Genomic DNA, 25602 nt, shown 5'->3' on the forward strand with positions numbered 1-25602 from the left:
GCGGGGGCCGGCCCCCGCACCGGCGCCGCACCGGCACGGGTCCGGGGAATGCCCTGGTGAACGGGAGAAGGGCGGGGCCGGGAGCAAGCCCCGCACAGCGGCACCCCCGCAGCCGGCGGAGCAGCAAAAGGGGAGCCCGGACGTCACAGCTGCGCTGCAACCGTCACCACCCGGGACGGGAGTCCGGGCCGCGCTCGTAGAATCGCCGGGTGGATACGACCCTGGAAGACCCCCTCGTCGGGCAGACACTCGACGGCCGCTACCGCGTCGACGCCCGCATCGCGGCCGGTGGCATGGCCACGGTCTACCGGGCCGTCGACACCCGCCTCGACCGCGTGCTCGCGCTGAAGGTGATGCACCCGGCGCTCGCCGCCGACGGCGGTTTCGTCGACCGGTTCATCCGCGAGGCCAAGTCGATCGCCCGCCTCGCGCACCCCAACGTCGTCGCCGTCTTCGACCAGGGCACCGACGGGCCGTACACGTACCTCGCCATGGAGTACGTGTCGGGCTGCACGCTGCGCGACGTGCTCCGCGAGCGCGGCGCGCTCCGGCCCCGTGCGGCCCTCGACATCCTCGAACCCGTCCTGGCCGCGCTCGGAGCCGCCCACCGGGCCGGGTTCGTGCACCGCGACATGAAGCCCGAGAACGTCCTGATCGGCGACGACGGCCGGGTCAAGGTGGCGGACTTCGGGCTGGTCCGGTCCGTCGACTCGGTGACCAGCACGACCGGCCCGGTCCTCGGCACCGTCTCCTACCTCGCCCCCGAGCAGATCGAGAGCGGCACGGGCGACACCCGCGTGGACGTCTACGCCTGCGGTGTCGTCCTGTACGAGATGCTCACCGGCTCCAAGCCGCACACCGGCGGCACCGCCGCCCAGGTGCTCTACCGGCACCTCCACGAGGACGTGCCGCCGCCGTCGGCCGCCGTCCCGGGGCTGCCCGCCGGCCTGGACGAGCTCGTCGCGTACGCCACCGCCCGCGATCTGGAGCTGCGCCCCTCCGACGCCGCCGCCCTGCTCGGGCTGACCCTCGACGCCCGCTCGCGGCTCGGCGACGCCGAGCTGGACGCCGTGCCCCCGCAGGCGCGTGCCGAGGAGCGGAGCGCCGCCGAGGACCGCACCAGCGTCATCCCGCGGCCTGCCGGGGAGCAGCCGCCCGTGAACCTCACGTCCCGGCTGGACCTCCCGGACCGCCCGCCGGCCCCGTCGGCCGAGGCCGCGCCGCCGGCCCGGCGCAGACCGCGGCGCGGCGTCCTGCTCGTCGTCGTCGGGGTGCTGCTCGTCCTCGGTCTCGGCACCGGGGTCTGGTACATCAACTCCGGCCAGTTCACGAAGGTCCCCAACCTGCTCGGGAAGACCGAGGAGCAGGCCAGGTCCGAGCTGTCCGCGGCCGGCCTCGGCGTGAAGCGGATCGACCGGAAGTTCAGCGACTCCTTCGACCGCGGGACGGTGATGAACTCCGACCCCGCGAGCGGCAAGCGCATCCGCGGCAACGGCGCGGTGGTGCTCACCGTCTCGCGCGGCCCCGAGGTCGCCATCGTGCCGGATGTGAAGGGCAAGTCGCTGGAGGACGCGAAGGCCGAGCTGGCGAAGAGCAACCTGGCGCCCGGCCTGGTCACGCAGGCGTTCAGCCAGGACGTCCCGCAGGGCTCGGTGATCGAGACCAACCCGCCGGGCGGGCAGCAGCGCTCGCCCGACACGGCGGTCGCGCTCGTGGTCAGCAAGGGCCGGCCGGTGCTGGTGCCGAACGTGGCCGGACGGCCTCTCGACCAGGCGCGGGCCGCCCTCCAGGACCTCGGCTTCAAGGTCGAGACGGCCGCCGAACAGGTCAACTCGCAGTTCCAGGCCGGTACGGTCGCCAACCAGTCGATCGGCGCCGGCTCCCAGGCCGCGACCGGCGACACGGTGACGCTCACCGTGTCCAAGGGCCCCCGGCAGGTCCCGGTGCCGAACGTGGCCGGCCTGGAGGCGGACGTGGCCCGCAAGACTCTGGAGGCGGCCGGTTTCAAGGTGAAGGTGGAGCGTCCGTTCCTCTCCTTCAGCAACACGGTGGACGCCCAGTCGGTGCCGGGCGGCCAGAGCGCCCCCGAGGGCAGCACGATCGTCGTGCGGACCAAGGGGCTGTAGCGGCAGATGGACCAGGCCATGCGCAATCCGGTGGGCGGGCACGTCCCCGTCGCCGGCGGACTCGCCTCGGTGGGGCTGACGTACGCGCGGGAGATGGGTGCGGAGGCCGTCCAGGTCTTCGTGGCCAATCCGCGCGGCTGGGCCACCCCGGTCGGGAACCCGGCGCAGGACGAGCTGTTCCGGGCGCAGTGCGCGGCCTCGTCGATCCCGGCGTACGTGCACGCCCCGTACCTGATCAACTTCGGCTCGCACACCGAGGCGACGGTCGAGAAGTCGGTGGAGTCGCTGCGGCACTCGCTGCGCCGCGGCCGGGAGATCGGCGCGCTCGGCGTGGTCGTCCACACGGGCTCGGCAACCGGAGGGCGCCCGCGCGAGGCGGCGTACGCGCAGGTCAGGGAGTTCATGCTGCCGCTGCTGGACGAGCTGGTGCACGACGACGACCCGTTCCTGCTGCTGGAGTCCACGGCCGGGCAGGGTTCCTCGCTGTGCTCGCGGACCTGGGACTTCGGTCCGTACTTCGAGGCGCTCGACCACCATCCGAAGCTCGGGATCTGCCTGGACACGTGCCACGTCTTCGCCGCCGGGCACGATCTGGCGGAGCCGGGCGGGACCAAGCAGACGCTGGACCTGCTGGTGGACACGGTGGGCGAGGGACGGCTGAGGCTGATCCACGCCAACGACTCGAAGGAGGGCGTGGGCGCCCACAAGGACCGCCACGCCAACATCGGGCAGGGCCACATCGGCCGCGAGGCTTTCGCCGAGCTGTTCGCGCACCCCGCGATGGAAGGCGTCCCGCTGATCATCGAGACGCCGGGCGGCAAGGAAGGGCACGCGGCGGACGTGGCACTGCTGAAGGAGCTCCGCGCGTTCCGCTGATCCATTGAGGAATACCCATGGGGGGTATACGGTTCTGCTGTACGCAGGACCGTTGTCCGGCGTTCCCAGGGGGTTCCGATGGAGCACGCACACGCGCACGACGAGCGCCACACGCACCACCAGCACCACGTCGGCGGGCACGGCGACCACGCCGGCCACGGCAGGGCGAGCTGGGCGACGGCCGCCCGGGCCACGCTCCACTGCCTCACCGGATGCGCCGTCGGCGAGGTGCTCGGCATGATCATCGGCACGGCGCTGGGCTGGGGAAACGTTCCCACGATGATCCTGGCGATCGTCCTGGCGTTCTTCTTCGGCTACGCGCTCACCCTGCGCGGGATCCTCGCCGCGGGCGTGGACCTGCGTGCGGCCGTACGGGTGGCATTGGCCGCGGACACCCTTTCGATCACCGTCATGGAACTGATCGACAACGGCGTGATCGCGCTCTGGCCGGGCGCGATGGACGCGCACCTCTCGGAGGCGCTGTTCTGGATCGTGCTGGCGATCTCGCTCGCACTCGCCTTCGTCGTCACGACCCCGGTGAACAAGTGGCTGATCGGCCGCGGCAAGGGCCACGCGGTCGTCCACCGGTACCACCACTGAGGGCGGGCCCCGGTCTACAGCTCGGGGCCGTCCCCCGGCTCCTCCTGGTACGAGTAGCGCTGCTCGCGCCAGGGGTCGCCGATGTTGTGGTAGCCGCGCTCCTCCCAGAAGCCCCGGCGGTCGGCGGTCATGTACTCGATGCCGCGGACCCACTTCGGGCCCTTCCACGCGTACAGGTGCGGAACCACGAGCCGCACCGGGAAACCGTGCTCGGCGGTGAGCAGTTCACCGCCCTCGTGGGTGGCGAAGACGGTCCGGTCGGAGGTGAAGTCGGCCAGCCGCAGATTGGAGCTGAAGCCGTACTCGGCCCACACCATCACATGCGTGACCTGCGGCGACGGCGGCGCCAGGGCGAGGATGTCGCGGGCGAGGACTCCGCCCCATTCGGCGCCCGGCATGCTGAACTTCGTCACGCAGTGCAGGTCCGCCACGACCGACTCGAACGGCAGGGCCGTGAACTCCTCGTGGTTCCAGCTGTGCGTCCCGCCGTCGGCGGTGGCCCCGAACACGCGGAACTCCCAGCGGTCCGGCTTGAACCTGGGGACCGGACCGTAGTGGGTGACCGGCCAGCCTCGCTGCAACCGCTGCCCCGGGGGAAGCTCCAGCTGCTCTGCTCCCGGAGATTCCCGGCTTTCCGGCTGACCCATGACTCCATGGTGACAGACGTGGCGGGGTGGTCACGACCAGGTATGCCTCGATACGGGCAAGTCACGGCAACTCCATGCAACTCCAGGCAACTCGCACTAAGGAGGCGCTTACTGGACGGCCCCCGGCGGCGGTGCAAGGATGCGCGCACTCCCCCAGCCACGGCTGGGAGGTACCCCCAGCCCCGTCACGTAGCTGACACTGCCTGGAAGGAGCCTCTGCGATGCAGGGCGACCCCGAGGTCCTCGAGTTTCTGAACGAGCAGTTGACCGGCGAGCTCACGGCGATCAACCAGTACTGGCTCCACTACCGGATCCAGGACAACAAGGGTTGGACCAAGCTCGCGAACTACACCCGGGCCGAGTCCATCGACGAGATGAAGCACGCGGACCAGCTCACCGAGCGCATCCTCATGCTGGACGGGCTGCCGAACTACCAGCGCCTCTTCCACGTACGGGTCGGCCAGACCCTGACGGAGATGTTCCAGGCGGACCGGCAGGTCGAGGTCGAGGCCATCGACCGGCTCAAGCGCGGGATCGAGGTGATGCGCGGCAAGGGCGACGTGACCTCGGCGCGCCTCTTCGAGGACATCCTGGCGGACGAGGAGCACCACATCGACTACCTCGACACCCAGCTGGAGCTCATCGACGGCATCGGGGAGCCGCTCTACATCGCGCAGCTGATCGAACAGCCGGAAAGCTGATCCGTACGACCGGGGCCTTACGCGGCGTCCGCGAGCTCCGGGGCGGCGGCCAGCACGGCGGCCGAGTTGCCCTTCTCCAGCAGCTCCCGGCGCGGGCAGGCACCGCGGCCCAGGATGCCCTGGATGGTGCGCACGCAGGAGCCGCAGTCGGTGCCGGCCTTCGTGACCGAGGCGATCTGGCGGGGTGTGCAGGCCCCGGCGGCCGCGTGGTCCTGGACCTGCTTGTCGGTGATGCCGAAGCAAGAGCAGACGTACACGCGGTTCACCTCCCTGAGAGGAATGGTCTCTGCAGCCATCCCCTATTCGGTGAGGCTTACCTAACCGTACCCAAAGTGAGGCTTGCCTAAAAGCCCCGGAACGGGAGTGGGGCACGGATCACATCGATCCGTGCCCCACTCCCGTTCCTGCCTGCGCAGGAAATCGGCGCTTACTGGTCGCGGTACATCTCGGCGACCAGGAAAGCCAGGTCCAGGGACTGGCTGCGGTTGAGCCGCGGGTCGCAAGCCGTCTCGTAGCGCTGGTGCAGGTCGTCGACGAAGATCTCGTCGCCGCCGCCCACGCACTCGGTGACGTCGTCACCGGTGAGCTCGACGTGGATGCCGCCCGGGTGGGTACCCAGGGCCTTGTGGACCTCGAAGAAGCCCTTGACCTCGTCGAGCACGTCGTCGAAACGGCGCGTCTTGTGGCCGGAGGCCGCCTCGAAGGTGTTGCCGTGCATCGGGTCGGTGACCCAGGCGACGGTCGCACCCGAGGCCGTGACCTTCTCGACGAGCTCGGGGAGCTTGTCGCGGACCTTGTCGGCGCCCATACGGACGACGAAGGTCAGCCTGCCCGGCTCGCGCTCGGGGTCCAGGCGGTCGATGTACGTGAGCGCCTCGTCCACCGTGGTGGTCGGGCCGAGCTTGATGCCGATCGGGTTGGCGATCTGCGAGCAGAACTCGATGTGCGCGTGGTCCAGCTGGCGGGTGCGCTCACCGATCCAGACCATGTGGCCGGAGGTGTCGTACAGCTTGCCGGTCCGCGAGTCGGTGCGGGTCAGCGCGCCTTCGTAGTCGAGCAGCAGCGCCTCGTGCGAGGAGTAGAACTCGACGGCCTTGAACTCGGCCGGGTCGGTGCCGCACGCCTTCATGAAGTTCAGCGCGTTGTCGATCTCCCGCGCGAGCTGCTCGTAGCGCTGCCCGGACGGGGAGGACTTCACGAAGTCCTGGTTCCAGGCGTGCACCTGACGCAGGTCGGCGTAACCGCCGGTGGTGAAGGCGCGCACCAGGTTCAGCGTCGACGCGGACGCGTGGTACATGCGCTTCAGCCGCTCGGGGTCCGGGATCCGGGCCTCTTCGGTGAAGGCGAAGCCGTTGACGGAGTCGCCGCGGTAGGTCGGCAGGGTGACGCCGTCGCGGGTCTCGGTGTCCTTGGAGCGCGGCTTGGAGTACTGGCCCGCGATGCGGCCGACCTTGACGACGGGCACGGAGGCCGCGTACGTCAGGACGGCACTCATCTGGAGCAGCGTCTTCAGCTTGGCGCGGATGTGGTCGGCGGACACGGCGTCGAAGGCCTCGGCACAGTCGCCGCCCTGCAGCAGGAACGCCTCGCCCTTGGCGACGGCTCCCAGACGGGCGCGCAGCTGGTCGCACTCGCCCGCGAAAACGAGCGGAGGATACGACTCGAGGTCCGCGACGACAGCGCGCAGTGCCTCGGCATCGGGGTACGAAGGCTGCTGCGCCGCGGGAAGGTCTCGCCAGGTCGCCTTGGCGGCGGGGGCTTGGGTTTCAGCGTTCACGGTCACCTCGTACACATTACGGCGTCTTGCGCCACGTCCAGCCCGGTGCCCACTCCGTGAGACGGGTGTCTCTGTGGATCACTTCCGCCGGGTCGGAAGCTTCGGCTCCGGCAGCGGGTGGGCTATCGTCGGCGGCATGTACGCGCACTCGAACCAGAACTGGTGGTGGCCCGCTCCCGGCGGCCCACTTCTCGCGCGTACCCACTGACACGCACGACGCGAAGGCCGCCCGAGGGGCGGCCTTCGGTGCTTTCCGGGCCCGGCCGCTCCTCTTCACCACGCCCACGGAGAAGGACGCCGCCCATGGAACCCAGCCGCACGCAGCCCAGCCGACTGCTCGCCCTGCTCGACGACTCCCGCCCGCCGTTCGCCCTGCTGCGCCGCCGGACCCCCGGCCGCGACCACGACACGGTCGAGGTGCTGATCGGCGCGGTCCACGAGGCCGAGCGCCTCGCCGAGCTGCCCGTCAAAGAGCTCCCCACCCTCGCGCTCGTGCCGTTCCGGCAGATCCGGGAGCGCGGGTTCGACGTACGCGACGACGGGACGCCGCTGAGCGTGCTGGCCGCCGAGGAGGCGTACGAGGTCCCCCTCGCGGAGGCGCTGGCCGTGCTGCCGGACCACCCGGTGCGGGTCGAGGACGGCGGCTTCGACGTGCCCGACGAGGAGTACGCGGCCACCGTCGAGCGCGTGATCCGGGACGAGATCGGCCGCGGCGAGGGCGCGAACTTCGTCATCCGCCGCACCTACGAGGGCCGGATCGACGGCTTCGGCCGGGCCGACGCGCTCGCGCTGTTCCGGCGGCTGCTGCTGGGCGAGCGGGGTGCGTACTGGACGTACGTCGTCCACACCGGGGACCGCACGCTGGTCGGGGCCAGCCCCGAGGTGCACGTGCGGATGTCGAACGGGAGGGGCGGGCGCGAAGCGCCCTCGGCTGAGGGTGGCGGTGGGAGGCGGGCGGGCGGGACGGTGGTGATGAACCCGATCAGCGGGACGTACCGCTATCCGGCCGGGGGCCCGACGGCCGAGTCCCTCCTCGCCTTCCTCGGCGACCGCAAGGAGACCGAGGAGCTGTCCATGGTGGTGGACGAGGAACTCAAGATGATGTGCACCGTCGGCGACATGGGCGGGGTAGTCGTCGGACCGCGGCTCAAGGAGATGGCACACCTCGCGCACACCGAGTACGAGCTGCGCGGCCGGTCCTCACTGGACGTGCGGGAGGTGCTGCGCGAAACCATGTTCGCGGCGACGGTGACCGGCTCTCCCGTGCAGAACGCCTGCCGGGTGATCGAGCGGTACGAGACGGGCGGCCGCGGCTACTACGCGGGGGCGCTGGCGCTCCTGGGCGTCGACTCCGCCGGCGCGCAGACGCTGGACTCCCCGATCCTGATCCGGACGGCGGACATCTCCGCGGACGGCGCGCTGCGGGTGCCGGTGGGCGCCACGCTGGTCCGGCACTCGGAGCCGGCGGGCGAGGTGGCGGAGACCCACGCGAAGGCGGCCGGGGTGCTGGCGGCGCTGGGGGTCCGCCCCGCGGCCCCGCGGCCCGGGCCGGAGGCCGCACCGGGCCTGGCCCGCGACCCCCGGGTGCAGGAGGCCCTCGCGGCCCGCCGCCGGGACCTGGCGCCGTTCTGGCTCCGGATGCAGGAGCGGCGCGCCCCGGTGACCGGCCATGCCCTGGTGGTGGACGGCGAGGACACCTTCACGGCGATGCTGGCCCATGTGCTGCGGGTGACGGGGCTGGAGGTGACGGTACGCCGCTACGACGATCCCGGGCTGCGGGAGACGGCCCTGGCCTGGACCGGCCCGGTCGTCCTGGGTCCGGGGCCGGGGAACCCGGCGGACGCCGCCGACCCGAAGATGCGGATGCTGCGCGGGCTGGCGGCGGAGCTGCTGGCGGGGCACCGGTCCGGGATCCTGGGCGTCTGCCTCGGCCACGAGCTGCTGGCCGCGGAACTGGGCCTGCCGCTGATCCGCAAGGCGGAGCCGGCGCAGGGGGCGCAGACGCGGATCGACTTCTTCGGCACGCCGGAGGTGGTGGGCTTCTACAACACGTACACGGCGCACTGCCCCGACGAGCTCGCCGGCCGGCTCGCCCTGTCGGGGGTGGAGGTGTCCCGCGACCCGGTGACGGCCGAGGTCCACGCCCTGCGCTCGGCCGCCGGCGGCTTCGCGGGAGTCCAGTTCCACCCGGAATCGGTCCTCACCCTCCGCGGCGCGGACCTGCTGCGCGAGCTCCTGGCCGCAGTGGTGTCCGCCACGGTCTAGCCGGCGCGGGCCACGGCCGCTCCGGGGCTCCGGGCCGCACCGCGACGCCGGGCCGGGACGGGGGCCCCGCGCGGGTGCGGCCTCGGCTCACACGCCCGGCCGGCCCGCCGCCGGGCCGCAGTCGCCGGCGGCGGGCCCGGCCGCTCCGGTTCCGGCCTTGGCCTCGCGGCGGGCCCGGACGTCGCGTACGCCCTTCCAGACGATGACCGGCCCGAGCAGGATCATGGCGCCGAAGGCGAGGGTCCCGTGGGGGAATGCGAGGGCCGTGGCCAGCACCACGCCGATCCCGTGGTCGGCCGCGTCCAGCAACGGACCGGTCCGCTGTCCCGGGCCGGCCCGGCGCGCCCGGGACAGGGCGCGCACGGCGAGGAGGAACTGGAGGAGGGCGAGCGCGAGCAGCGCCCAGCGGGCCGCCACGGGTATGTTCACGCGGCCAAAGCTAGACGATGGGCCGCCGCCGCGCCCATGGCCGGGATTTCCACGTTCACTCCCGTGTTGCACGGAAGAATCGGACCATGGGCCGTCGGTCACCTCATGGCCCTTGCGACCCACGGTCCGTGTACGCGCCCGGCCCGGCTAGCCGAAGAAGACCCCGACCTCCCGGTACAGCGCCGGGTCCACGGTCTTCAGCTTCGCCGTCGCATCGGCGATCGGCACCCGCACGATGTCGGTCCCCTTCAGCGCGACCATCTTCCCGAAGTCACCGTCGTGCACGGCGTCGATCGCGTGCAGTCCGAAGCGCGTCGCCAGCCACCGGTCGAACGCGCTCGGCGTGCCACCGCGCTGGATGTGCCCGAGCACCGTGGTCCGGGCCTCCTTGCCCGTCCGCGCCTCGATCTCCTTGGCCAGCCACTCCCCCACGCCCGACAGCCGGACGTGCCCGAACGAGTCGGTGGTGGCGTCCTTCAGCACCATCTCCCCGTCCTTGGGCATGGCTCCCTCGGCGACCACCACGATCGGTGCGTAGCTCGCCTTGAACCGGGAGGTCACCCACGCGCACACCTGGTCCAGGTCGAAGCGCTGTTCCGGGATGAGGATGACGTTGGCGCCGCCCGCCAGCCCCGAGTGCAGGGCGATCCAGCCGGCGTGCCGGCCCATCACCTCGACGACCAGCACCCGCATGTGCGATTCGGCGGTGGTGTGCAGCCGGTCGATCGCCTCCGTGGCGATGCCCACCGCCGTGTCGAAGCCGAACGTGTAGTCCGTGGCCGACAGGTCGTTGTCGATGGTCTTCGGGACGCCGACGCACGGGATGCCGTACTCCCCGTACAGCCTGGCGGCCACGCCCAGGGTGTCCTCGCCGCCGATCGCGACGAGGGCCTCGACCTCGTACTTGGCGAGGTTCTCCCTGATCTGCCGGACGCCGTTCTCCTGCTTGAACGGGTTGGTCCGCGAGGAGCCGAGGATGGTGCCGCCGCGCGGCAGGATGCCGCGGACGGCGGAGATGCCGAGCGGGACGCCGTCCCCCTCGACCGCGCCGCGCCAGCCGTCCTTGAACCCGATGAAGTCGCACCCGTACTCCTGGACGCCCTTGCGGACGACGGCCCGGATGACCGCGTTGAGACCGGGGCAGTCGCCGCCGCCCGTCAGCACTCCGACCTTCATGGAATCTCCCTTCGCCACAGGGCCCGCCGGGCCCGCACGACGGTCACGCTAGTGGTGACCCAGGTCACAGCAAGGGCCTGGGAAGGGTCAATTCCGGTGGAATTACGAGGCGTTGCGTACCCTCGTTCACTCGGACGAAGACGTAAGTACGACGTACGGCACCGCTTGCGCGCGTTACGCGTCGTCGAGACCGCGCTCTATCGCGTACCGGACGAGCTCCACCCGGTTGTGCAACTGGAGCTTGCCCAGGGTGTTCTGCACGTGGTTCTGCACCGTGCGGTGCGAGATGACGAGGCGCTCCGCGATCTGCTTGTACGAGAGCCCCTTGGCCACCAGCCGCAGCACCTCGGTCTCCCGGTCGGTCAGTTGCGGGGCCTTCGGCTCGTCGGGGGCGGCGGGTGCCGGGTCCGTGGCCAGGCGCCGGTACTCGCCGAGCACCAGCCCGGCCAGGCCCGGGGTGAACACCGGGTCGCCGGCCGCGGTGCGGCGGACCGCGTCGATCAGCTCCTGGGCGCCCGCGGACTTCAGCAGGTAGCCGGTCGCGCCGGACTTCACCGCCTCCAGGACGTCGGCGTGCTCACCGCTGGCGGAAAGGACCAGGACGCGCAGGGCGGGGTTGGCGCCGACGAGCTCCTTGCAGACCTGCACCCCGGGCATGCCCGGCAGGTTGAGGTCGAGGACCAGGACGTGGGGGGCGGCGGGCGCGGCCCGGCGGACCGCCTCGGGGCCGTCGCCGGCCGTGGCGACCACGTCGAACCCCGCGGCGGCCAGGTCGCGGGCGACCGCGTCCCGCCACATCGGGTGGTCGTCGACGACCATCACCTTGATCTCGCGGAGGTCGTTCGGCTCGGTCACTGGGTTCTCCCCCTCGGTACTTTCAGTTCCACTTCGGTGCCCTGTCCGGGGACGGACACCAGCTCGGCGCTGCCGCCGAGGTCGCGCAGCCGGCCGCGGATGGACAGGGCCACGCCCATCCGGCCCTCTCCCTCGGCCTGGTCGAGCCGGCCCGCCGGGATGCCCGGGCCGTCGTCGCGGACGGTCACGATCACCTCGTCGCCCCAGTCCTCGACCAGGATCCAGGCCTTGGCCCCCTCCCCGGCGTGCCTCCGCACATTGTCTAGGGCGGCCCCGACGGCGGCGGCCAGCTCCTTCGCCGCGGGCACCGGCAGCAGCACCGGCGCTCCCGGCTCGGCGAAGCTGACCCGGGATCCGGCGTGCGGGGCGAGGAGGGTCCGCAGATCCAGCTCGCCCTCGTCGTCGGCGCCGGCCTCCTCCTCGTACGCGTCCACCAGCGCGCCGAGCGACTCGTCGCGGGAGATCCGGGAGGCGGGCAGCAGCCCGCTGGAGACCAGGGTGCGCAGCGCCACCTCCTGCTCCCCGGCCATCCGGCCGAGCTCGGCGGCCTCTCCGCCCAGCTCGGTGCCGCGCCGCTGGACCATGGCGAGGACCTGGAGGACCCCGTCGTGGATGTCGCGGGCGAGGCGCTCGCGTTCGCGGGTGGCCGCCTCGATCTCCAGGGCGCGGGCCAGGGTGGCCTCACTGGCCCGGGCGACCTCGACGACGTACCCGATGGCGATGGAGGCGACCCAGACCAGCAGCACGTTGTGCAGGGTGTCGCGGGTGGGGTCGCCGCCGTGGACGATGATGTTGGCCACGGCCACGAAGGTGGAGGCGAAGCAGGCCCAGCGCCAGCCGCCCTTGAGGGCGAAGGCGAGGACGGAGCCGGCCGTCCAGATGGTGGGGAGGGTGGGACCGCCCGCCGCGATCCGCTCGTGGGTGTCCGCGAGCGGGGTGAGCAGGATCCCGACGAGGGCGACGGTGAGGTCGGCGCCGAGGAACCGCTTGGTGCAGCCGGCGGCGTTCGCCACCTTGCGGCGGGTGGCCAGGGTCCAGACGGCGAGCACGACGAGATAGCCGGCTGCGGCCCAGGGGCGGTCGAAGTCCTTGTACGCCGAGGCGAACAGCAGGGTCGCGTAGACCATGGTGATCAGCCGGTAGGCGGTCAGCGCCCGCCACAGCGGCTGCTCGACCGACATGCGCACGACACGCTCGCGTTTCGCCATCTCCCCCACCCCGTGCGGGCGGTACCGCCCGTTCTGCTCCGCCTACTCCGCGGTCTTGTCGGCGCTCTTGTCCGCGCTCTTGTCCGCGGCGGCCCTGGCGGCCTTCTCGGCCTTCTCGGCGTCGGCGATCTGCCGCTTGGCGGCGGTCGCGTAGATGTCGACGTACTCCTGGCCGGACAGCTTCATGATCTCGTACATGACCTCGTCGGTCACCGAGCGCAGGATGAAGCGGTCGCTGTCCATGCCGTGGTAGCGGCTGAAGTCCAGCGGCTTGCCGATGCGGATGCCCGGGCGCATCAGCTTCGGGACGACCTTGCCGGGCGGCTGGATCTTCTCCGTGTCGATCATCGCCACGGGGATCACCGGCGCACCGGTGGCCAGGGCCACGCGGGCCAGGCCGCCGGGCTTGCCGCGGTAGAGGCGGCCGTCGGGTGAACGCGTCCCCTCGGGGTAGATACCGAACAGCTCCCCGCGCTCGATGACCTCGATGCCGCTCCTGATCGCGGCCTCGCCCGCGCCGCGCGCACCGGAGCGGTCCACCGGGAGCTGGCCGACGCCCTTGAAGAAGGCAGCGGTCAGCTTGCCCTTGACGCCCGGGGAGGTGAAGTACTCCGCCTTCGCGATGAAGGTGACCTTCCGGTCGAGCACGGCCGGCAGGAAGAAGGAGTCGGAGAAGGACAGGTGGTTGCTCGCGAGGATCGCCGGCCCCTCGGCGGGAATGTTCTCGAGGCCCTCCACCCACGGCCTGAAGGCGAGCTTCAGGGAACCCCCGATGGAGAACTTCATTGCGCCGTAGATCAACTCGAAAGCCTTCCTGTGTCTGTCGAACAGACCTTAACCGCTCCCATTCAGTGAGCGGGAACGAGTCATGGACCCATTCTCGCTCTCTGCGCTCGTCCCGGACGGTGTTGGACGAGCCGGGTCGCCGTGTTCGCTTTCATGACGGGGTCACGTATATGAACGGGGAACTCCGGTTCCAGGAGCCGGAGCGCACAACCGGCAGCCGGCTCGGGCCGGAGCGGCCGACGACCCTGGTCGGTGTCACCCCTGTCGCGTACGGTGAAGTCACACAGCGCTACGCTCCCCCCACCCGTCGAAGGAGACCCTGGTGCCCGTCCTCCCTGGAGCCGAGCCGTTCCGCCACGAGGGCGGAGAGGTCGGTGTCCTCCTCTGCCACGGCTTCACCAGTACCGCTCAGTCCATGCGCCCGTGGGCGGAGTACCTGGCCGGGCGGGGTCTGACGGTCTCCGTGCCGCTGCTGCCCGGGCACGGGACGCGCTGGCAGGACATGCAGCTCACCGGCTGGCAGGACTGGTACGCGGAGGTGGACCGGGCCCTGCGGGAGCTGCTGGAGCGGTGCACGCAGGTGTTCGTCTTCGGGCTGTCGATGGGCGGGGCCCTGGCCCTGCGGCTGGCGGCCCGGCACGGGGACGCCGTCAGCGGCATCGTCCTGGTCAACCCGGCCAACAAGGTGCACGACCCGCGGGCCTTCGCGCTCCCGGTGGTGCAGCACTTCATCCGGTCCACCCCGGGCATCGCGAGCGACATCGCGAAGCCGGGCGTCGCAGAGGTGGGCTACGACCGGGTCCCGACCCGGGCCGCGTACTCCCTGCGGCAGTTCCTGCGGCTGCTGGACACGGAGCTTCCGCAGGTGACGCAGCCGGTGCTGCTGCTGCACAGCCGGCAGGACCATGTCGTACCGCCGGCCGACTCGGCGCGGGTCCTCGCGCGGATCTCGTCGACGGACGTCACCGAGACGCTGCTGGAACAGAGCTACCACGTCGCGACGTTGGACCATGACGCGGAGCAGATCTTCGCGGACAGTTATGCGTTCGTCGGGCGGCTCGCGGAGAGCGTCGGCAGGGAGGGGGCGGCCAGCGGTGGCTGAGCACGAGGAGTCCCCGGGGGGTGTCCCCCCGCTGGACGAGGAGGCGGCCTGGGCGGCGATCGTCGCCGGTTACGGGCAGGAGCCGCCGGATCCGCCGGGGGCGAGGCCGTTCCGGCCGATCGAGAACCTGATGCTGCCCGAGGAGGACGTGGAGCCGCCGGCCGCGGAGCCGGCGGCGGAGTCCGGGCCGAAGCCGCCTGCGAAGGAGCCTGCGGAGCCGCCGGCGGACGAGGAGCCCCCGGCGCCCGCGCTGGGCAGCTCGGTGGTGTTCGCCCCGGGCGTGGGCACGGGCGCCACCGGCCTCGGGACCGGGCCCCGGGACCACTCGCCGGCGGAGCCGGACGAGAAGGACGAGGGCCACTTCGTCCCCCCGGAGCCGGAGCTCCCGCCTGCGGACACGACGGCCAAGTTCGCGTGGCTGGCGGTTGTGGGCGGGCCGGTGCTGCTGCTCGTGGCCGTGCTGCTGCAGTGGGACATGACCTGGTGGCTCACGACGCTGGGCATCGGCGGCTTCCTGGGCGGGTTCGCCACGCTGGTGGCGCGGATGTCACAGGGCGACGACGAGGACGACGACCCGGGCCGCGGCGCGGTGGTGTAGCCGGTGCGGGCTGCGGTCCCGCACCGGCACGACACCGGGGCCGGATCGGCTCCCTCCCGGCCCCGGCCGCTCCCCGGCCCCGGACGCCGCAGGGCCTAGGAGGTGGCCGGGAGGCGGAGAGTGGCCAGGACCGGGAGATGGTCCGTGGCCGCCTGGAGGTCCGCCTCCGTGATGCCCGGCAGGGCTGCAGGGACACCGCAGGTCAGGACCTCCACACCCCGCGTCGCGAAGATCGCGTCGATCCGCCTGGGCGGGCCCGAGCGCACGAAGGTGTGCTCGCCGCCCCGGGGGGACACCGTCCAGCAGTCCTGGAGGGTGGCGGAGAGGCGGCGGAACGCCGGGCCCGACGGCGTCTCGTTGATGTCTCCCGCCGCGATGGCGTGGGGGGCGTCCATGGACGTGAGGCGCTGCAGGAGCAGGTCCGCCTGCGCCCGGCGTTCCGCCCCGTCCAGCGACAGGTGCGCGCTCAGCACGGCCACCCGCGCGGCCCCGAACCGGACGACCGCCGTGGCGAACCCGCGCCGGTGCAGGCCCGGGGTCAGCGGGAGCAGTACGTCCTCGGTCCGCTCCACGAAGGCGCGCAGGGAGCACAGCAGCAGGGGGCCGGCGGCGGTCGCGCCGCCGCTCAGCACCACCAGGTCCGTCTTCGCGGCCAGCCGGGCCGCGTGCTTGCGCCAGCGGAAGAACCGGGGAGCCTCCTGGATGAAGACCAGGTCGGGAGCGCACGCGCGGATGACCCGGGCCAGCGCCTCCTCGTCGTCCCGCATCGAGCGGATGTTGTAGCTGAGGGCGCGGATCACCGCGGAACCGTCGGGTTCCGTCGCAGAGTTCGGCAGCATACGCGGCAACATAGCCAGACTGCCCGCCGTGCCCCAGAGGGCGCGGCGGGCAGTCCGGCGAACGAACGGCTTCAGCCCTGGCGGGCGAGGTCCGCCGCGCCGACGAGCCCGGCCTTGCCGCCGAGCTGCGCGGCCAGCACCTGCGCGTGCGGGCGCCAGGCGCCGCCGACCAGCCAGCGCTTGAAGGACTTGCGGATCGGGTCGAGGACCAGGTCGCCCTCGTCCGAGACCCCGCCGCCGACGATGAACGCCGACGGGTCGAAGAGCGAGGCCAGGTCCGCGAGTCCGGCGCCCGCCCAGCGGGCCAGCTCGCGGAAGGCGTCGATGGCCACCAGGTCACCGGCCCGCGCGGCCTCGCTGATGTGCTTGCCCTCGATGCCCTCGGCGGTGCCGTCGCCGAGCGCGAGGAGGATCGCCGCGTTCTCGGGGGTGGCGTTGGCGCGCTGCTTCGCGTACCGGACGAGCGCACGGCCGGAGGCGTACTGCTCCCAGCAGCCCTGGCTCCCGCACCCGCACAGCAGGCCGTCCGGCACCACCCGGATGTGCCCGAACTCGGCGGCCACGCCGAAGCGTCCGCGCCGAAGCTTGTTGCCGATGATGATGCCGCCGCCCAGGCCGGTGCCGAGCGTGATGCAGATGACGTCCTCGTGGCCCTGGCCGGCGCCGAAGCGGTACTCGCCCCAGGCCGCGCAGTTCGCGTCGTTCTCGACGACGACGGGCAGGCCGATGCGCTGCTCGACCTTGTCCTTGAGCGGCTCGTGCCGCCACTTGATGTTCGGCGCGAAGAGCACGGTCGCGCGCTTGTCGTCCACGTATCCGGCGGCGCCGATGCCGACGGCCTCGATGGTGTGGCTGCTGCTGACTTCGGACACTGCGGCGCAGATCGCCTCCGTCACTCCGTCCGCGGTCGGCGGGGTGGGCACCTTGTACGTGTCAAGGATGGTGCCCTCTTCGTCGACCACGCCGGCCGCGATCTTCGTGCCGCCGATGTCGACGCCGATGGTGAGTCCCATTAGTCCCTCGGTTTCCGGTCAAACCCCGCCACCGCCAACCGTACCCGAGGGGAGCAGGGTCTCAGTCGAGATCGATCCGCTGCGTCGGGCCGCTCCCGCCCTCGTCACGGGGGTCCGACCGGTCGCCGGAGGGGCGCTCCGACGGCCCGCCGGGCGCGGGCTCGTCCCGGGTCCAGCGGCGCTCGTGGCCCTCGACGGCCGAGCGGTACGCGGCGAGGAGCTCGGAGCCGGCGGCCGCGAGGTGGTCGAAGACCTCGGGGTTGCGCTCGACGACGGGCTTGGCGGCGGCCTTCGCCTGGTTGACGAACTGGCGTACCGCGCCCTGGGCTGCGGCGCCGAGCAGCGGGTTGTTCAGCCCGGAGACCTTGTCGGCGACGGCCTCGAAGAGCTTGAACAGCTCCTCGGCGGCGGTTCCGGTGCCGTCGCCGGTGCCTCCGTGCCGGGCGCGGCGGCGCTCCTGCTCCGCTGCGAGGTCCTCGGCGCAGGCCTTGGCCCAGGCGTCGTCGTCGGTGGGACGGTCGGTGGCCTCGCTCATGGCGGACTCTCCTGCGGCAGCTGCTGGGCGTGCGGTACGTACTACCTCCGACGTTACCCGAACGGGGGTACGCGGTTCAGGGCCTGCGGGGCCAGAGTCCCGGGTCCGGCGTGAAGCGGATGCGGAGCTGCCCGTCGGCGAGGGCGGCGCCGGAGACGGTGCAGCGGCGCAGCGCCGAGGGCAACGAAACGATCCTTCGGTACGGGCCCGCGGCGAGCAGCAGCTCGTCGCCGCGCCGGATCAGGTCGAGGTCCCGCTTGTGCGCGCCGGGCAGCGGCACCACCCAGACGAGTACCCCGTCCTCGGCGAGGCGGTCCTCCACGGGCCACGGCCGGCGGGTCCGGGCCGTCTCCCCGGAGACCTCCGGAACGAGCCCTTCCGCCCCGGTGAGCCGGGCCATGTCCTCCGGCCCCACCGGGTCCCGTCCGAGGTGGCCCAGCGGGAGCACGGGCATGTCTTCGGTCAACTCGGCCCCGGCCCACTGGGCGGCGTACTTCTCCTGCTGGGCGGCGAGCCCGGCCAGCCAGGGGTCGGGCGAGCCCTGCGGCACCATCCGGTTGGCGACGACGTCGCCGACCGGGAACTGTTCGAGGGCGAGGCCGAGCAGTCCGGTCCGCAGTGCGGCGTCGGCGCCCGGTCCGGGCTCGGCGACCAGGCGCAGCGAGGTGGTGCCGGCCTCCACGACGGCCTGGACGGCGGCGAGCTCCTCGTCCCAGCGCGCGGCGGCCTCGTAGACCCACTGCGCGGGCATGGGCACGCCGGCCAGCTGGGCCAGTACGGGCCGCAGGGCGCGGGCCGCCTGCCGCTCGGCCGGGAGCAGCCGGGCCAGGTAGCGGCGCAGCTGGGCGGGAAGGGCGAGGGTGGCCACGGCTTGGTGGAGCGGGGGCATGTCGACGACGACGAGGTCGGTGCCGGGCGCGGCGGCGGCCCTGCGCAGGGCGCGCAGCAGGGCGAACTGCTCGGCGCCGGGCAGCTCGGTGAGCTCCTCGGCCCCGAGCGGCCGGGCCCCGACCATGCCGAGCAGGGCGGATCCGCGCTCCTGGAGGGCGACGAGCTCCTCGCGGAACTCCTCGCCGGAGTCCACGCGGGCCACGAGGACCCCGGCGGCGGGTACGGCCGTCAGCCCGGGCGCGGCCTGCACGGGCTCCCCCGTGGGCTCCCCGACCAGTGCGGCCAGGGGATCCCCGGGGTCGCCGGAGAGCAGCAGGACCCGCTGCCCGGTCCGTGCGGCGGCGAGGGCGGTGGCGGCGGCCACGGTGGTCCGGCCGGCCCCGCCGGGGCCGGTGATCAGAAGTGTGTGCATGGTGCAGGTGCTCCGGGTCGTGGGCCTGTGGCTGCGCAGAGCCGGGCTCCGCCCGGATCCGGGGCTCTGCCCCGGACCCTCCCCCGGACTCCGTCCGGGGGACCCCACGCATCAAACGCCGACGGGGCTGGATCGCCCCGGCGGCTCCGGACGGTTCCGGCGAGGCTGGATGTGTCAGGCCGATTCGACGCGCTTCTTCAGGCCCGCCAAGGCCCGGTCGATGATGACCTTCTCCGCCTTGCGCTTGATCATGCCGAGCATCGGGATCTTTACGTCGACGGTCAGCTGGTAGGTGACCTCGGTGCGCTTGCCGCCGTCGAGCGGGGCGAGCCGGTAGGAGCCGTCGAGCTGGCGCAGCATCTGCGACTTGTCCAGGGTCCAGCTGACCTCGTCCGCGCCCTTCCAGGTGTAGGCGAGGGTGTGGTCGTCCTTGATCGCGCCGGCGTCGAGCAGCAGCCGGACCATCGAAGCGCGGCCCTCGGCGTCGGTGGCCAGCACCTCGGCCTCCTTCACCTCGCCGGTCCACTCGGGGTAGCGGGCGAAGTCGGCGATCACGGCCATGACGTCGGCCGGCGCCGCCTCGATCGTGATGCTCGAGCTGGTGTGTTCCGCCATCGCGGTCGCCCCTCCAGGGAGTGTTCGAGGAAGTGTGCGGCCTACGGCCGCCGCGTGCAGGCTACCGTGCGTGCGGAGGTCACCACTCCAGGGCCCAGGGCCTGCCGGTGGCGGCGAAGTGCCCCACATTCACGCATTCCGTGCCGCCGATCCGCATCCGCCGGGCCAGCGGCTGGTGTACGTGCCCGAACAGCGCGTACCGGGGGCGGGTCCGCCGGATCGCGGCGAGGAGCGCCTCGCTGCCCCTCTCGAAGCGGCGGGCGACCGTGTCGTAGCACAGCTCCGGCACCTCCGGCGGGATGTGCGAGCAGAGCACGTCCACCTCGCCGAGCGCCTCGACCTTGGCCGCGTACTCCTCCTCGTCGACCTCGTACGGGGTGCGCATCGGGGAGGGCAGGCCGCCGCCGACGAAGCCGAAGACGCGGCCGGCGATCTCCACCCGCTGCCCGTCGAGGACGGTGGTTCCGGGGCCGGCGTACTCGTGCCACAGACCCGGGATGTCGACATTGCCGTAGGTGGCGTACGTGGGATGCGGGAACGCGGCGAACATCTCGGCGTACTGGCGGCGGACCGCGCCCTCGATCATCCGTTCCCGGTCCAGCCCGGCCCACAGCCGCCGCCCGAAGTCGCGGGCCTCCTCGAAGCGGCGCGCGGTGCGCAGCTCCACGATCCGGTCGGCGTTCTCCACGCCGAACAGGTCGGGGAAGATGCCGCGCGAGTGGTCGGCGTAATCGAGGAAGAGCACGAGGTCGCCGAGGCAGATCAGCGCGTCGGCGCCGTCCCCGGCCCGGGCGAGACCCTCGGCGTTGCCGTGGACGTCGCTGACTACATGGACCCGCGTACTGCTTTTCCTGCCACCCATGGCGTCAACCCTAGGGGGGACCGGGGGGCGCGGGTAGAGGGGGTGTCACAGGCGGCCTACCTGCGGTTACTTCCGCGTCGTCGAGGGGGTCGACTACTGTCGGCAGGGCACGGCCGCGCCGTGTGACGCACGGAACATCTGGCCGGTTCCCTCTATCCGGATCCACTACCGGTGGGTAACGTCCGGTCGGTCCACATGGTGGCGATGGCGCCCAGAGGAGCAGCAGTCTTGCGCGAGTTCAGCCTTCCGGCCCTGTACGAGGTCCCGTCGGACGGGAACCTGACGGATCTCATCCGCCGCAATGCCGCGCAGCATCCCGACACCGCCGTCATGGGCCGCAAGGTCGACGGCCGGTGGCAGGACGTGTCGGCGACCGAGTTCCTCGCCGAGGTGCGCGCCGCCGCCAAGGGCCTGATCGCGGCCGGCGTGCAGCCCGGCGACCGCGTCGCGCTGATCTCCCGCACCCGCTACGAGTGGGTGCTCTTCGACTTCGCGATCTGGAGCGCGGGCGGCGTCACCGTCCCCGTGTACGAGACCAGCTCGCCCGAGCAGATCCAGTGGATCCTCGGCGACTCCGGCGCGGTCGCCGTCGTCGTCGAGAGCCCGGGGCACAGCGCGGCCGTGGCCTCACTGCGCGACCGGCTGCCGGAGCTGCGCGAGGTCTGGGAGATCGAGCAGGGCGCGCTGGAGACGCTGAAGGCCGCCGGTGCGGACGTCACCGACGCCGAGGTCGACCGGCGCAGCTCGCTGGCGAACGCCGACGACCCGGCCACCATCGTCTACACCTCGGGCACCACCGGCCGCCCCAAGGGCTGCGTGCTGACGCACCGCAACTTCTTCGCCGAGTGCGGCAACGTGGTGGAGCGCCTGAGCCCCCTGTTCCGCACCGGCGAGTGCTCCGTGCTGCTCTTCCTGCCGGCCGCGCACGTCTTCGGGCGCCTGGTGGAGGTGGCGGCCGTGCTGGCGCCGATCCGCCTGGGCTGCGTACCGGACATCAAGAACCTCACCGACGAGCTCCAGTCGTTCCGCCCCACGCTGATCCTCGGCGTGCCGCGCGTCTTCGAGAAGGTCTACAACTCGGCGCGCGCCAAGGCCCAGGCCGAGGGCAAGGGCAAGATCTTCGACGCGGCGGCCGAGACGGCCATCGCCTACAGCCGTGCCCTGGACAACCCGGGCGGCCCGTCCTTCGGCCTGAAGCTGAAGCACAAGCTGTTCTCCAAGCTGGTCTACAGCAAGCTGCACACGGTCCTCGGCGGGCGCGGCGAGTACGCGATCTCCGGCGGGGCCCCGCTGGGCGAGCGGCTCGGCCACTTCTTCCGCGGCATCGGCTTCACGGTCCTGGAGGGCTACGGCCTGACGGAGTCGTGCGCGGCCACGGCCTTCAACCCGTGGGACCGTACGAAGATCGGTACGGTCGGCCAGCCGCTGCCGGGCTCGGTGGTGCGCATCGCCGACGACGGCGAGGTGCTGCTGCACGGCGAGCACATCTTCAAGGAGTACTGGAACAACGAGACGGCGACCGCGGAGGCGCTGACCGACGGCTGGTTCCACACCGGCGACGTCGGCACCCTCGACGAGGACGGCTACCTCGCGATCACCGGACGCAAGAAGGAGCTCATCGTCACGGCGGGCGGCAAGAACGTCGCACCCGCGGTGATCGAGGACCGCATCCGGGCGCACGCCCTGGTCGCGGAGTGCATGGTGGTCGGCGACGCGAGGCCGTTCGTGGCCGCGCTGGTGACGATCGACGAGGAGTTCCTGGGCCGCTGGGCCGCCGAGAACGGCAAGCCGGCCGGGGTCACGGCGGCGGAGCTGCGCGAGGACGCGGACCTCATCGCCGCCGTCCAGAAGGCCGTGGACGACGGCAACGCGGCGGTTTCCAAGGCGGAATCGGTGCGGAAATTCCGCATTCTGCCCTCCCAGTTCACGGAGGAGTCGGGTCACATCACGCCGTCGCTGAAGCTGAAGCGCAACGTGGTGGCGAAGGACTTCGCGGACGAGATCGAGGCTCTTTACCGGGGCTGAGGCCGGACTACGGCCTAGCGCGGGTCCTCGGCGAGGATCCGCGCCATGTTCCGCTCGGCGAGCGCGGTGATGGTGACGAACGGGTTCACCCCGAGCGAGCCCGGGATCAGGGAGCCGTCGACGACGTACAGCCCCTGGTAGCCCTTGGCGCGGCCGTGGTCGTCGGTCGCGTCGCCCAGGACACAGCCGCCGAGCGGGTGGTACGTGAAGTTGTCGGCGAAGTTCTTGTTGTCGCCGAACAGGTCGTACCGGTAGATCGTGAAGTTGGCGCGGTTGATCCGGTCGAAGAGGTTCTTGGCGGCCTGGACGGACGGGGTGTTCTGGTCCCGCCGCCAGTTGAGCCGGGCCGAGTCGCTCGCGGCGTCGTACGTGAAGTACCCGCGCTCCGGATTCCTGGTGATGGCCAGGTACATCGAGATCCAGTGCTCGAAGCCCATCGGCAGCGGGGCGATCTCGGCGAACACCGGGTTGGCGGTGTTGTCCCAGTCGTCGATGCCGAGGGCGGGCATGGTGGCCTGGTTGCAGCCGACCGTGTCCCACAGGTGGTTGGCACGGGCGGTCATCACGTTGCCGTTGTGGCCCCAGCCGAGCCCGACCTTCTCGCTGAGCGCGGGCAGGGTGCCCCGCTCGCGGGCGCGGAGCAGGATCTCGGTGGTGCCGAGGCTGCCGGCGCCGAGGAAGAGCTGTTTGCAGCCGAGCTCCCTGACCTGGGTGACCTTCCCCGTCACGTCGCTCGTCTGCACCGTGAGCACGTAGCCGCCGGCCGGGTCCGGGCGTACGCCGACGACGCGCTGCATGGTCTCGATGGTGACGTTGCCCGTGCCGATCGCGGCCGCGAGGTAGGTCTTGTCGACGCTCTTCTTGCCGTGGTTGTTGCCGTAGATGACCTCGCCGGCGAGAGCGGAGCGGGTGGCGGTTCCGGCGGCCTCGCGCTGCATGTACGAGAAGTCGTACACGTTGGGCACGAAGGTCGTCTTCAGGCCGGTGTTCTGGGCGTGCTTGCGGGAGATCCGGGCGAAGCGGTACCACTCCGTCGACTCGAACCAGGCCGGGTCGATGTCGCCCACCCCGAGCATGGCGCGGGCCCGCGGGTAGTACGTGCCGTACATCTCGTCGGCGTCGACCCTGGGCAGCACCTCCGAGAAGTAGGACCGGCGCGGGGTCGGCGCCATGCCGCCGTTGACGAGGGATCCGCCGCCGACGCCGCGTCCCACGTACACGGACATGTCGCCGTAGTTCACGCGGTCGAGGACGCCGGGGTAGGGGCTGATGTCCCGGTTGACGACGTCGAGCCAGAGGAACTGGGCGAGCGGGGCCTCGGTGCGGGTGCGGAACCACATGGAGCGCTGGTCGGGCGCCGAGGTGGAGGGGAAGACCTTGCCGTCCGGACCGGGGGTGTTCCACAGCCGGCCCATTTCGAGGACGACGGTCCGTACGCCGGCCTGCCCGAGCCGGAGGGCGGCGACGGCCGAGCCGTAACCGGAGCCCACGACGATGGCGGGGGCGTACTGCGCGGCGGGGGGTTCGGCGGCCGCCGCCGACTGGAGCCCGATGCGGGTGAAGCCGAGGGCCGCGGCGGTCTGGAGGGCGCCGATGCCCAGGAAGTGACGGCGCGTCAGCTGAGATGTCATGGCCGCATCATGGGCGGAATCCAGCCGTCCACCCAGAGCCGGTATTGACAGACTTCCAAGGAACAGTCAGGTGTGGCGGATGGTCACCGGCCCCGGCCCCGGCGTTGTGCTCGCGCAGCTCGGTGTCCACACTGCCGGGTCCGACCGGGGAGACCCGTACGTGCTGCCGCGCCGGCTCCTGGCGCAGCGCCTCGCTGAACGCGACCACGCCGAACTTGGTGGCGCAGCACGCGGCACTGCCCGCGAAGGCGAGCCGACCCGCCACGGAGGCCACGTTGACGATGCCGGAGACCTGGCGGGCCCGTCCCCGGCGGCGCTCGCCGGGTACGGCACGGCGGCGTGGGTGGTGTGCATCAGGGCGGTCGGGTTCACGCCGCGCAGCCGTGCCGGGGCCGCGCCGCGGGGCTGCTCCGCGGCTCTGCTCCGCGGACCGTTCAGAGCAGCTCGCGCAGGCGGTCGGCCAGCAGGTCCCAGCGCCACTTCTCCTCGACCCAGGCGCGGCCCCGCTCGCCCATGCGGCGGCGCAGTTCCGGGTCCTGGAGCAGTGCGATCACACGGTCCGCCGCATCCTCGGGGGCGCCACCGCGGACCACCCAGCCCGTCTCGCCCTCCAGGACCGCGTCCGGCGCCCCGCCCGAGTCGCCCGCGACCACCGGCAGGCCCGTCGCCGAGGCCTCCAGGTAGACGATGCCGAGGCCCTCCACGTCCAGCCCGCCGCGCCGGGTCCGGCACGGCATCGCGAAGACGTCCCCGGCGCCGTAGTGGGCGGGCAGCTCGGCCCACGGGACCGCTCCCGTGAACACCACCGATTCCGCGACGCCGGCGGACGCGGCCAGCGCCCGCAGGTCCGCCTCGTACGGGCCCCCGCCGACGACCAGCAGCACGGCGTCCGGCACCGCGGCCAGGATCCGCGGCATCGCCTCGATCAGCGTGTCCTGTCCCTTGCGGGGGACCAGCCGCGAGACGCAGACCACCACCGGCCGGTCCGACAGCCCCAGCCGGGCCCGGACCTCGTCGCCGCCCGACCCGGGGTGGAAGGTCTTCTCGTCCACCCCCGGGGGGAGCTGCACCATCCGCGCCGCCGCCCGGTCCGTCAGCGCAGAGCCGATCCGCGAGCGCGTGTACTCGCCCAGGTACGTCAGCGTGTCCGTGCCCTCGCCGATCCGGCGCAGCAGCTGCCGCGCGGCCGGCAGCTGGGCCCAGCCCGCCTCGTGCCCGTGGGTGGTCGCCACGATCCGCTTCGCGCCGGCCTGGCGCAGCGCCGGGCCCATCAGCCCGAGCGGGGCCGCCGCCCCGAACCACACCGACTCGCAGCCGTGTTCGCGCAGCAGCCCGACCGCCCGCCGGGTCACCCGCGGGGTCGGCAGCAGCATCGTCGTACGGTCGCGCACCACCTGGAACGGCTGCTCGGCGTCGAAGGCCGCGGTGGCTTCGCGGCCCTCCTCGCCGTGCTTCCAGGTGGAGGCGTAGACGACGATCCGGTCGGGATCCAGCCGCAGCGCCATGTTGTGCAGGAAGGCCTGGATGCCGCCCGGGCGCGGCGGGAAGTCATTGGTCACGATCAGCGTCTTGTGCATCGCCAGCCAAAGTACCGGACGGCCGCGACGGCCCCGCGCGGTCCCGCCCCGGCCGC

The 25602-nt window shown here is 72.3% G+C and carries 25 protein-coding genes; 8 read left to right on the forward strand and 17 right to left on the reverse strand.

Annotation, left to right across the window (positions count from 1 at the left end):
- Positions 1-209 precede the first annotated feature (209 nt).
- The 3 genes from pknB (at position 210) to ABTY04_RS22340 (ending at position 3602) form a co-directional block, all read left to right on the forward strand.
- Positions 210-2126, forward strand: a complete 1917-nt coding sequence (gene pknB / locus ABTY04_RS22330; RefSeq protein WP_352215120.1) for a Stk1 family PASTA domain-containing Ser/Thr kinase — start codon at positions 210-212, stop codon at positions 2124-2126.
- 18 nt (positions 2127-2144) lie between these two features.
- On the forward strand, positions 2145-3002 hold the full coding sequence (locus ABTY04_RS22335; RefSeq protein ID WP_502996696.1) for a deoxyribonuclease IV: 858 nt from the start codon (positions 2145-2147) through the stop codon (positions 3000-3002).
- Positions 3003-3080: 78 nt separating this feature from the next.
- Positions 3081-3602, forward strand: a complete 522-nt coding sequence (locus tag ABTY04_RS22340) for a DUF4396 domain-containing protein (protein ID WP_352215122.1) — start codon at positions 3081-3083, stop codon at positions 3600-3602.
- Between the two features lie 14 nt (positions 3603-3616).
- Here ABTY04_RS22340 and ABTY04_RS22345 read toward each other — a convergent pair whose 3' ends face one another.
- A complete protein-coding gene (locus tag ABTY04_RS22345; RefSeq protein WP_352215123.1) occupies positions 3617-4249 on the reverse strand; it encodes a sulfite oxidase-like oxidoreductase in 633 nt (210 codons plus the stop codon).
- 221 nt (positions 4250-4470) lie between these two features.
- On the opposite strand from ABTY04_RS22345, the gene bfr reads away from it, so the two are divergent.
- Positions 4471-4950 carry a bacterioferritin gene (gene bfr, locus ABTY04_RS22350; protein WP_352215124.1) on the forward strand — a complete coding sequence of 160 codons (480 nt, stop codon included), beginning with the start codon at positions 4471-4473 and terminating at the stop codon, positions 4948-4950.
- 17 nt (positions 4951-4967) lie between these two features.
- Here bfr and ABTY04_RS22355 read toward each other — a convergent pair whose 3' ends face one another.
- Both ABTY04_RS22355 and ABTY04_RS22360 read right to left on the reverse strand, forming a co-directional pair.
- Positions 4968-5207: a (2Fe-2S)-binding protein gene (locus ABTY04_RS22355; protein ID WP_352215125.1), complete on the reverse strand. Its 240-nt coding sequence runs from the start codon at positions 5205-5207 to the stop codon at positions 4968-4970.
- 170 nt (positions 5208-5377) lie between these two features.
- Positions 5378-6742 carry a class II 3-deoxy-7-phosphoheptulonate synthase gene (locus ABTY04_RS22360; protein WP_502996693.1) on the reverse strand — a complete coding sequence of 455 codons (1365 nt, stop codon included), beginning with the start codon at positions 6740-6742 and terminating at the stop codon, positions 5378-5380.
- 288 nt (positions 6743-7030) lie between these two features.
- Here ABTY04_RS22360 and ABTY04_RS22365 point away from each other — a divergent pair, with 288 nt between their 5' ends.
- Entirely contained in the window at positions 7031-8992 is a 1962-nt protein-coding gene (locus tag ABTY04_RS22365) for an anthranilate synthase family protein (RefSeq protein WP_352215127.1), read from the forward strand.
- A gap of 87 nt (positions 8993-9079) precedes the next feature.
- On the opposite strand, the gene ABTY04_RS22370 is transcribed toward ABTY04_RS22365, so the two are convergent.
- The 5 genes from ABTY04_RS22370 to ABTY04_RS22390 form a co-directional block, all read right to left on the reverse strand.
- A complete protein-coding gene (locus ABTY04_RS22370; RefSeq protein ID WP_352215128.1) occupies positions 9080-9421 on the reverse strand; it encodes a hypothetical protein in 342 nt (113 codons plus the stop codon).
- A gap of 147 nt (positions 9422-9568) precedes the next feature.
- Positions 9569-10597, reverse strand: coding sequence for a 6-phosphofructokinase (locus tag ABTY04_RS22375; RefSeq protein ID WP_352215129.1), 1029 nt, complete (start codon positions 10595-10597; stop codon positions 9569-9571).
- 174 nt (positions 10598-10771) lie between these two features.
- Positions 10772-11416, reverse strand: a complete 645-nt coding sequence (locus tag ABTY04_RS22380; RefSeq protein ID WP_352215197.1) for a response regulator — start codon at positions 11414-11416, stop codon at positions 10772-10774.
- 32 nt (positions 11417-11448) lie between these two features.
- Positions 11449-12660 carry a MacS family sensor histidine kinase gene (gene macS, locus ABTY04_RS22385; protein ID WP_352215130.1) on the reverse strand — a complete coding sequence of 404 codons (1212 nt, stop codon included), beginning with the start codon at positions 12658-12660 and terminating at the stop codon, positions 11449-11451.
- A 42-nt stretch (positions 12661-12702) separates the two neighbouring features.
- Entirely contained in the window at positions 12703-13446 is a 744-nt protein-coding gene (locus ABTY04_RS22390) for a lysophospholipid acyltransferase family protein (protein ID WP_352215198.1), read from the reverse strand.
- Between the two features lie 319 nt (positions 13447-13765).
- Between ABTY04_RS22390 and ABTY04_RS22395 the strand changes: the two genes are divergently transcribed.
- Positions 13766-14548: an alpha/beta hydrolase gene (locus ABTY04_RS22395; protein WP_352215199.1), complete on the forward strand. Its 783-nt coding sequence runs from the start codon at positions 13766-13768 to the stop codon at positions 14546-14548.
- Positions 14541-15146, forward strand: a complete 606-nt coding sequence (locus ABTY04_RS22400; RefSeq protein WP_352215131.1) for a hypothetical protein — start codon at positions 14541-14543, stop codon at positions 15144-15146. Before ABTY04_RS22395 ends, ABTY04_RS22400 begins: the two co-directional genes overlap by 8 nt.
- A gap of 95 nt (positions 15147-15241) precedes the next feature.
- On the opposite strand, the gene ABTY04_RS22405 is transcribed toward ABTY04_RS22400, so the two are convergent.
- From ABTY04_RS22405 to ABTY04_RS22430, 6 genes are all read right to left on the reverse strand, one after another.
- On the reverse strand, positions 15242-15997 hold the full coding sequence (locus ABTY04_RS22405; RefSeq protein WP_502996694.1) for an endonuclease/exonuclease/phosphatase family protein: 756 nt from the start codon (positions 15995-15997) through the stop codon (positions 15242-15244).
- Positions 15998-16056: 59 nt separating this feature from the next.
- Positions 16057-16998, reverse strand: coding sequence for an ROK family glucokinase (locus ABTY04_RS22410; RefSeq protein WP_352215133.1), 942 nt, complete (start codon positions 16996-16998; stop codon positions 16057-16059).
- A gap of 61 nt (positions 16999-17059) precedes the next feature.
- Entirely contained in the window at positions 17060-17533 is a 474-nt protein-coding gene (locus tag ABTY04_RS22415) for a DUF5304 domain-containing protein (protein ID WP_352215134.1), read from the reverse strand.
- Between the two features lie 76 nt (positions 17534-17609).
- Entirely contained in the window at positions 17610-18836 is a 1227-nt protein-coding gene (locus ABTY04_RS22420) for an ArsA family ATPase (protein WP_352215135.1), read from the reverse strand.
- Positions 18837-19010: 174 nt separating this feature from the next.
- Positions 19011-19451, reverse strand: a complete 441-nt coding sequence (locus ABTY04_RS22425) for an SRPBCC family protein (protein ID WP_352215136.1) — start codon at positions 19449-19451, stop codon at positions 19011-19013.
- 79 nt (positions 19452-19530) lie between these two features.
- A complete protein-coding gene (locus ABTY04_RS22430) occupies positions 19531-20313 on the reverse strand; it encodes a metallophosphoesterase family protein (protein WP_352215137.1) in 783 nt (260 codons plus the stop codon).
- A gap of 228 nt (positions 20314-20541) precedes the next feature.
- Between ABTY04_RS22430 and ABTY04_RS22435 the strand changes: the two genes are divergently transcribed.
- Positions 20542-22338: an AMP-dependent synthetase/ligase gene (locus ABTY04_RS22435; protein WP_352215138.1), complete on the forward strand. Its 1797-nt coding sequence runs from the start codon at positions 20542-20544 to the stop codon at positions 22336-22338.
- A 14-nt stretch (positions 22339-22352) separates the two neighbouring features.
- Here ABTY04_RS22435 and ABTY04_RS22440 read toward each other — a convergent pair whose 3' ends face one another.
- The 3 genes from ABTY04_RS22440 to ABTY04_RS22450 all read right to left on the reverse strand — a co-directional run bounded on the left by ABTY04_RS22440 (position 22353) and on the right by ABTY04_RS22450 (position 25546).
- Positions 22353-23969: a GMC oxidoreductase gene (locus tag ABTY04_RS22440; protein WP_352215139.1), complete on the reverse strand. Its 1617-nt coding sequence runs from the start codon at positions 23967-23969 to the stop codon at positions 22353-22355.
- Between the two features lie 7 nt (positions 23970-23976).
- Positions 23977-24252: an SDR family NAD(P)-dependent oxidoreductase gene (locus ABTY04_RS22445; RefSeq protein WP_502996697.1), complete on the reverse strand. Its 276-nt coding sequence runs from the start codon at positions 24250-24252 to the stop codon at positions 23977-23979.
- A gap of 151 nt (positions 24253-24403) precedes the next feature.
- Complete coding sequence (locus tag ABTY04_RS22450) at positions 24404-25546, reverse strand: glycosyltransferase family 4 protein (protein ID WP_352215141.1); 1143 nt, start codon at positions 25544-25546, stop codon at positions 24404-24406.
- Positions 25547-25602 lie beyond the last annotated feature (56 nt).

Origin of the sequence: Streptomyces sp. NPDC097981, from assembly GCF_040302565.1 — a bacterium.
GTDB lineage: Bacteria > Actinomycetota > Actinomycetes > Streptomycetales > Streptomycetaceae > Streptomyces.